The 2,030-nt window shown below is 48.8% G+C and carries 4 protein-coding genes; 2 read left to right on the top strand and 2 right to left on the bottom strand.

From position 1 onward, the window contains the following. Positions 1-137 precede the first annotated feature (137 nt). A complete protein-coding gene (locus tag IV91_RS0113440) occupies positions 138-620 on the top strand; it encodes an ATP-binding protein (protein WP_031599298.1) in 483 nt (160 codons plus the stop codon). A 279-nt stretch (positions 621-899) separates the two neighbouring features. Here IV91_RS0113440 and IV91_RS0113430 read toward each other — a convergent pair whose 3' ends face one another. Further along, complete coding sequence (locus IV91_RS0113430; protein WP_031599295.1) at positions 900-1,160, bottom strand: type II toxin-antitoxin system RelB/DinJ family antitoxin; 261 nt, start codon at positions 1,158-1,160, stop codon at positions 900-902. Between the two features lie 74 nt (positions 1,161-1,234). Beyond that, the gene (locus IV91_RS17515; protein WP_082783490.1) at positions 1,235-1,534 is read right to left on the bottom strand and encodes a helix-turn-helix domain-containing protein; all 300 of its coding nucleotides are present in this window, start codon (positions 1,532-1,534) and stop codon (positions 1,235-1,237) included. Between the two features lie 91 nt (positions 1,535-1,625). On the opposite strand from IV91_RS17515, the gene IV91_RS0113420 reads away from it, so the two are divergent. Then, positions 1,626-2,030, top strand: a 405-nt coding sequence (locus IV91_RS0113420; RefSeq protein ID WP_035418328.1) for an Arm DNA-binding domain-containing protein, incomplete at its 3' end; no start/stop codon positions are given.

Here is a 2,030-nt window from a genome sequence, read left to right as displayed (position 1 = left end):
TTACCTCATCGTACAACGTCATTCCGGCATCGTGACCGAAGATTCCGGAAACCCGCCAAATCGGTCACGATAAATCAGAACAGGCGGTCACGATAACCAGAATGACCGGTCACGATAAATCAGAATAACCGGTCACGTTGGTCCAGAATACCCAGGTGTGGAATCCGGGCGAACTTCTCGCCCCGCTGACGCTTGAGCAACTGCGCAAGCCGCACCGTTCGCTAACCCGTAATGCTCGGGTGTGCGAAGCGCTTTATCTGGCAGGCTATATCGAGAAATATGGTACGGGCACGCTGATGATGATTCAGGAGAGTATCGAGCACGCTTTGCCGGAGCCAGATTTTGATCAACCACCCGGTGAATTTGTGACGACGCTCTGGCGCGACTGGCTCACTGCACATGTGCTGGCAGGTATGAGTTTGAATGATCGTCAAAACAAGATCATTCCTCATCTAAAAATGAGTCGGCAGATCACTAATGCCGAGTATCGGCAAATAACCGGCGCGACTGAAAGAACCTCCGCCCGTGATTTGGATGATATGGTGAAAAAAGGTTTGCTGACGAAGACTGCAAAAACCGGGCGCGGCACGGCATACCGCTTGGTGCAAAACCAGCCATAAACCAGACAAACCCGACGTTGGATGAACCCGACATAAACCGGACAAAGCAGACATCGCCGACTGTAAACGTGCCGGGGTAATCAGAGGAGGATGAAAATTAACTGACCGTCTGCACATCTGCAATTGGCGCTTGAATCCAGCTCAGGTTGAAATAACAACTGGGGCCTGTATTTTTGCCGCGACTGCACTGTAATGTCCGCAACTTGCTCAGATCTTTTTTGCGTTTTTTGGCCAACTTCACATCCCGCGTGAACTGACCAGCATATGACGGCGTTCTCATCAAATACCAAGTTGCTCAAAAAGGTCACTAGCATCTTTCGCATGGTAAATCTCTTCACCACGTTCACTTTTTTCGAGCGTTTCGACTGTTATTTTGTTGGGTACCAACATTTCAAACGGCAATGCCTTGTTCTTGGCAACTTTCGTCAAAACGATACGCACCACATCAGATATGGTCAACCCCATATCTGCGAGAACTGCGGCAGCCTCATCTTTAAGACCTTCGTCAATTCTCGCTCTCACAAATGCATTGGCGGCCATATTACCTCCTTTCCATTCCAAATCGTTGCTCAAATGAGCCACGAAGTCCATTGTACTCGGCAGCGATAGTCTTGTCATCCGTTGGTTTCACTTGGAGTAAAGGACGACATTTTCTCTGCGCAATTCAACCCTTCTGCCGAAAGAAGCACCCCCATTGAGCCATCAGACGAATTAACGAACTGAATCCCTGCTCGCTCGAAGGCTTTATAGATCAATCGCAAGGAATTTACATTAGGACTACCATCGCCACGCTCAAATCGATTCAGCGTGGACAGTGAAGCCCCAGACTGTTCCGCCAACTGTTTTTGGCTCCAACCCAGCAACGAGCGTGCGGCCCTCACCTGTCTTAAGAATCTCGGATGCAAAATATCCATATCGAAATCTCAAAAAAATACGCACTAAAGTTGCGTTATGATGTTTTTTATGTCATAATGAAACATATAGTGCTTCATTATGAGGTTAATTATGCCATCCGTGACGCTTGATGCCGCAACCATACGATCAACAACTTGTCCAAAAGACAAACTGAGGATCGAACTCTTTGACCCAGCCATCCCAGGACTCAGCATTGAAATACGCGCATCAGGCGGAAAAACTTACTACTTGCGCTATCGTGACCCCCATGGTCGTCAGAAACAATACCGCATTGGTGACGCAAAATCCATCACTTTCGATCAAGCAAAAAAGGCGGCCGTGAAATTACGCGGCCAGATTGCCCTTGGCATCGACCCCGCTGCTGAGAAAGCAACACTCCGCCAGGTCCCCACATTCTCCGAGTTCATCGAACAGCGCTACATGCCCTTCGTGAAGGGTTACAAGCGCTCCTGGATCTCGGACGATTCCTACCTAAGAAACCAGTTGCTGCCTATT

This window comes from Ferrovum myxofaciens, from assembly GCF_000735045.1.
In the GTDB taxonomy this organism is placed as follows: domain Bacteria; phylum Pseudomonadota; class Gammaproteobacteria; order Burkholderiales; family Ferrovaceae; genus Ferrovum; species Ferrovum myxofaciens.
Note: the sequence above shows the minus strand (reverse complement) of the source record. Positions and strands in the feature narration are given on the sequence as shown.